Origin of the sequence: Streptomyces sp. UH6 (assembly GCF_013421635.1) — a bacterium.
GTDB lineage: Bacteria > Actinomycetota > Actinomycetes > Streptomycetales > Streptomycetaceae > Streptomyces > Streptomyces abyssomicinicus.
This window is the reverse complement of the sequence record NZ_JACADT010000522.1, coordinates 1-3,981: the sequence shown is the minus strand read 5'-3', so window position 1 is coordinate 3,981 and position 3,981 is coordinate 1. Positions and strand designations below refer to the sequence as shown.

4 protein-coding genes are annotated in these 3,981 nt (G+C 74.6%); all 4 read right to left on the bottom strand.

Annotated elements, in window-relative coordinates; genetic code table 11:
* Window positions 1–31 precede the first annotated feature (31 nt).
* Window positions 32–784 carry an AAA family ATPase gene (locus HW445_RS21220; RefSeq protein WP_180222569.1) on the bottom strand — a complete coding sequence of 251 codons (753 nt, stop codon included), beginning with the start codon at window positions 782–784 and terminating at the stop codon, window positions 32–34.
* A 131-nt stretch (window positions 785–915) separates the two neighbouring features.
* Window positions 916–2,013: a 3-dehydroquinate synthase gene (gene aroB / locus HW445_RS21215; RefSeq protein ID WP_180222568.1), complete on the bottom strand. Its 1,098-nt coding sequence runs from the start codon at window positions 2,011–2,013 to the stop codon at window positions 916–918.
* A complete protein-coding gene (locus tag HW445_RS21210) occupies window positions 2,010–2,537 on the bottom strand; it encodes a shikimate kinase (RefSeq protein WP_180222567.1) in 528 nt (175 codons plus the stop codon). The genes aroB and HW445_RS21210 overlap by 4 nt, the downstream gene beginning before the upstream one ends.
* Entirely contained in the window at window positions 2,534–3,718 is a 1,185-nt protein-coding gene (aroC, locus tag HW445_RS21205; RefSeq protein ID WP_180222566.1) for a chorismate synthase, read from the bottom strand. The genes HW445_RS21210 and aroC overlap by 4 nt, the downstream gene beginning before the upstream one ends.
* Between the last annotated feature and the right edge of the window lie 263 nt (window positions 3,719–3,981).

The window sequence follows — 3,981 nt, the reverse complement described above, 5'->3', positions numbered from 1 at the left end:
GCCTCACCGCTGCGGCCTCACCACTGCGGCCTCACCACTGCGGGGGCGCCGCCAGGGAGCGGGCCAGCACGTCGTCCAGCAGCTTGGCGGTGGTGGGGACGTCCAGCTGGGAGTTGTCGACGATGGGCAGGCCCGAGCCGTACCAGCCGGCCATCCGCCCGTGGATGCGGGCGACCTCCTCGTCGGTGAGCCGCCGGTTCCCCGAGCGCCGGGCGTTGCGCTCCAGCACGACCTCGAGCCCGGGCAGCAGCACCACCGGCAGCAGGCCGGGGCCCACGTGCCGCTTCCAGCCGCCGAGGCCGACCACCGGGCGGTCGGGGAAGACGGCGTCGTCGATGACGCAGGAGATGCCGTTGGCGAGGAAGTTGCGGGCGGCGAAGCCGCAGGTGCGGCGGGCCAGCCGGTACTGGGTCTCGGACTGCTCGTTCCACCCGGTCTGCGGGTCGGCGAAGCCGGACCGCACCCATTCGCGGACGTCGTCCAGGCTGACGTGGGCGGTGGGCACCCGGCGGTGGCCGGCCCAGTACTTGGCGACGCTGGTCTTGCCGGCCCCGGCCGGGCCGATCAGCAGGACCGCGAGGGTGGCCGTCCGGGGGTCGGGCGGCACGGGCGCCACCGGGGCCACCGGGTGGACGCCCCCCTGTGCCAGGGGCGCTCCCGGCGCGTGCACCGGGCCTCCTTGGGGCAGGGGCGTCTGACCGGTCGCCTCAGGCGCCTGCCCCGCCCAGGCGGCCTGCCCGGGTCCGTGGGGAGGCGGCAGTTCGGACCCCACCGCGTGCTGCATCGCCTGCCACTCCGTCTCGTGGTCGCATCCGTCGTACCGGCCTCGGAACGGTACCGCCCCGCGCCGTCTGGTGGGGAACGGGCGGGGCGGCGGGAAAGTGCCCTCCGGCCGGGGAGGGCGGCGGCTTCAGACTACTCGGCGACCTCGCCGTAGGCGGCGAGCAGCACCGCCGGGTCCGGGCCCTCCAGCACGGTGGGGCGGGCCAGGCCGTCGAGGACGATGAAGCGCAGCAGGTCGCCGCGGGACTTCTTGTCGACCTTCATGTTCTCCAGCAGCTTGGGCCACTGGTCGTAGCGGTAGGTCAACGGCAGGCCGAGGGAGCGCAGGATCTCGGTGTGCCGGTCGGCGGTGGCGTCGTCGAGCCGCCCGGCGACCCGGCCGAGTTCGGCGGCGAACCGCATGCCGACGGCGACCGCCGCGCCGTGCCGCCACTTGTAGCGCTCGTTCTTCTCGATGGCGTGCGCCAGGGTGTGGCCGTAGTTCAGGATCTCCCGCAGGCCCGACTCCTTGAGGTCGGAGGAGACCACGTCGGCCTTGACCCGGATGGCGCGCTCGATCAGCTCGGCGGTGTGCGGGCCCTCGGGGGTGCGCGCGGCCTCCGGGTCGCCCTCGATCAGGTCGAGGATCACCGGGTCGGCGATGAAGCCGGCCTTGACGATCTCGGCGAGGCCGGAGACGTAGTCGTGCACGGGCAGCGAGTCCAGGGCGGCCAGGTCGCACAGGACGCCGGCCGGCGGGTGGAAGGCGCCGACCAGGTTCTTGCCCTCGGCGGTGTTGATGCCGGTCTTGCCGCCGACGGCCGCGTCCACCATGGCGAGCACCGTGGTGGGGACGGCGATCCAGCGCACGCCGCGCAGCCAGGTGGCGGCGACGAAGCCGGCGAGGTCGGTGGTGGCGCCGCCGCCGACGCCGACGATCACGTCGGTGCGGGTGAAGCCGGTCTGCCCCAGCGCCTTCCAGCAGTAGGCGGCGACCTCGGCGGTCTTGGCCTCCTCGGCGTTCGGCACCTGGATGGCGACGGCCTCGTAGCCCTGTTCGGCCAGGTCGGCACGGAGCGCGTCCCCGGTGTCGGCGAGGGCCTCCGGGTGGATCACGGCGACGCGCTTGGCCTTGCCGCCCACCAGGGCGCCGAGCTCGCCGAGCAGCTGCCGTCCGACCAGGACCTCGTAGGACTCGGTGCCGGCGGTTCCGGCGACCTCGATCCGGGTCACGGCCTCGCTGGTGCTCATGCTTCGTCCTTCTCCAGTGCGTCGAGGACCGCCTCGGCGACTTCTTCGGGGGTGCGCGCGTCGGTGGGGACCACCACGCGGGCGACCTCGGTGTACAGGTGGCGCCGGGCCTCCATCAGCTCCCGCCACTGCTTGCGCGGGTTGACCGCGAGCAGGGGCCGGGCGACGTTCAGGCCCGTGCGCCGGGCGGCCTCCTCGACGTCCATCGACAGGTAGACGACCGGGTGGCCGGCCAGCAGCGCCCGGGTGTCCGCGTCGAGGATCGCGCCGCCGCCGAGGGCGAGGACGCCCTCGTGCTCGGCGAGGGCGGACCGCACGGCGGCCTTCTCCAGGGCGCGGAACCGCTCCTCGCCGTCGTCGACGAAGATCTCGGCGATGGCGCGGCCCTCGGCCGCGACGATGTCCTCGTCGGTGTCCCGGTAGGCGACGCCCAGCCGCTCCGCGAGCAGGGCGCCCACGGTGGACTTGCCGACGCCCATCGGGCCGACCAGGACCAGGCGCGGCCCGGCGGTCGCCGGACTCATCGGACGGTCAGGCTGTCGAGGTACGAGCGGACGTTGCGGCGGGTCTCGGCCACGCTGTCGCCGCCGAACTTCTCGGCCACCGCGTCGGCCAGCACCAGGGCCACCATGGCCTCGGCGACGATGCCGGCCGCGGGCACGGCACAGACGTCGGAGCGCTGGTGGTGGGCCTGGGTGGGCTCGCCGGTGGTGACGTCGACGGTGCGCAGGGCGCGGGGGACGGTGGCGATGGGCTTCATCGCGGCGCGCACCCGCAGCAGCTCGCCGGTGGTCAGACCGCCCTCGGTGCCGCCGGCGCGGCCGGTGGCGCGGCGGATGCCGTCCTCGGTGGGGAGGATCTCGTCGTGCGCCTGGGAGCCGGGGACGCGGGCCAGGTCGAAGCCGTCGCCGACCTCGACGCCCTTGATGGCCTGGATGCCCATCAGCGCGGCGGCCAGGCGGGCGTCGAGACGGCGGTCCCAGTGGACGTGCGAGCCGAGGCCGACCGGCACGCCGTAGGCCAGCACCTCGACGACGCCGCCGAGGGTGTCGCCGTCCTTGTGGGCCTGGTCGATCTCGGCGACCATCCGCTTCGACGCGTCGGCGTCGAGGCAGCGCACCGGGTCGGCGTCCAGCTTCTCGGTGTCGGCGGGGGTCGGGTACACGCCGTACGGCGCCTTGGCGGAGGCCAGCTCGACCACGTGGGAGACGATCTCGATGCCGGCCGTCTCCTTGAGGTAGGAGCGGGCGACGGCACCGAGGGCGACGCGTGCCGCGGTCTCGCGGGCGGAGGCGCGCTCCAGGATCGGGCGGGCCTCGTCGAAGCCGTACTTCTGCATGCCGGCCAGGTCCGCGTGGCCCGGGCGGGGGCGGGTCAGCGGCGCGTTGCGGGCGAGTCCGGCGAGGATCTCCGGGTCGACCGGGTCGGCGGACATGACCTGTTCCCACTTGGGCCACTCGGTGTTGCCGACCATGACCGCGATCGGGGAGCCGAGGGAGAGGCCGTGGCGCACGCCGCCGAGGAAGGTGACCTCGTCACGCTCGAACTTCATCCGGGCGCCGCGGCCGTAGCCGAGGCGGCGGCGGGCGAGGTGGTCGGCCACCAGCTCGGTGGTGACCGGCACGCCGGCCGGAAGTCCTTCCAGCGTCGCGACGAGTGCGGGTCCGTGGGACTCCCCCGCGGTCAGCCAGCGCAACCTGCTCAACGGTGCTCCTCCTGCTCGCGCCAGTGGTGAGGCGACGGCGCGCACAGGTCCTGACCTGACGCACCTTGCCCCCGATCCTCCCATGCCGGGAGATGCGGGCGGTTCACCGGTCCACCGGTCGGACACGGCGTCCCACGGGAGGAGACGCCGGACGCACCGGGCATCCGCGCCCGACCGGCGGGCTCGCGGCCGCGGACCGGTGGTCCGCCCACCGCATCCTCGCGCCGTCGCCTCGACCCCCACCGGATTCCGGGTGGACGACG

Coding starts and splice junctions, on each gene's coding strand:
- HW445_RS21210 (WP_180222567.1), bottom strand. CDS start 2,537: ATGAGTCCGGCGACCGCCGGGCCGCGCCTGGTCCTGGTCGGCCCGATG.
- HW445_RS21220 (WP_180222569.1), bottom strand. CDS start 784: ATGCAGCACGCGGTGGGGTCCGAACTGCCGCCTCCCCACGGACCCGGG.
- aroB (WP_180222568.1), bottom strand. CDS start 2,013: ATGAGCACCAGCGAGGCCGTGACCCGGATCGAGGTCGCCGGAACCGCC.